Source organism: Archaeoglobus neptunius (assembly GCF_016757965.1).
Taxonomy (GTDB): domain Archaea; phylum Halobacteriota; class Archaeoglobi; order Archaeoglobales; family Archaeoglobaceae; genus Archaeoglobus; species Archaeoglobus neptunius.
Genome location: NZ_JAEKIW010000023.1, coordinates 1 through 897 on the forward strand (window position 1 = coordinate 1; position 897 = coordinate 897).

Below are 897 nucleotides of genomic sequence, written 5' to 3' on the forward strand. Positions count from 1 at the left end.
TTCGGCAACGAGGAGCAGAAGAAGAAATACCTCCCACCACTTGCCAAGGGAGAGAAAATCTGCGCAGCCTGCTACACCGAGCCTCAGGCGGGAAGTGATGTAGCGGGCATAAAAACCAGAGCCGACAAGGATGGGGACGAATACGTGATCAACGGAACAAAGATGTTCATAACAAACGGAACCATAGCGGACTACTACATCGTCCTCGCCAGAACCGATCCTAACCCGCCAAAGAGACACCACGGCATGTCCGTCTTTATTGTTGAGAAGGACATGCCGGGAGTTCAGGCGAACAAGCTGAAAAACAAGCTCGGCATCAGGGCGAGCGATACTGCTGAAGTGGTCTTCAAGAACGTCAGAGTGCCGAAAGAGAACCTGATCGGCCAGGAAGGGCAGGGCTTCTACCAGACGATGATGTTCTTCAACGTGACAAGAATTCCTGTTGCCTTCCAGGCAGTAGGTCTGGCTCAGGGAGCTTTTGAACTCGCCTACCACTACGCCAGAAACAGAGAGGTATTTGAAAGAAAGCTCGCCGACTTCCAGGTCACGCAGGAAAAACTTGCCAAGATGAGAACGGAGCTTGAGGCTGCGAGACTGCTCGCCTACCAGGCGGCATTCTTCCAGGACAAGATGGGCATGCCCGATCCCGGTTTGACTGCGATGGCCAAATACTACACAGCCAGGGTTGCCCAGTTCATAGTCCACGAAGCTCTGCAGATCCACGGCGGTTACGGATTCATGGGCGAGCAGGCGATAAGCAGGTTCTACAGGGATGCAAGAATTCTTGAGATCTACGAGGGTACGAGGGAGATCGAGCTTGAGGTCATTGGCAGATCACTGCTCGGCAAGATACCCTCAAGGCTGGGTACGGTGAGGAAGCATCCATTGATGTAAAAA

The 897-nt window shown here is 53.0% G+C and carries 1 protein-coding gene; it reads left to right on the plus strand.

Going from position 1 to position 897, the window contains the following annotated elements:
- The coding region (locus JFQ59_RS12310; protein ID WP_202320806.1) for an acyl-CoA dehydrogenase family protein at positions 1–894 on the plus strand (894 nt) is incomplete at its 5' end.
- Positions 895–897: the final 3 nt, after the last annotated feature.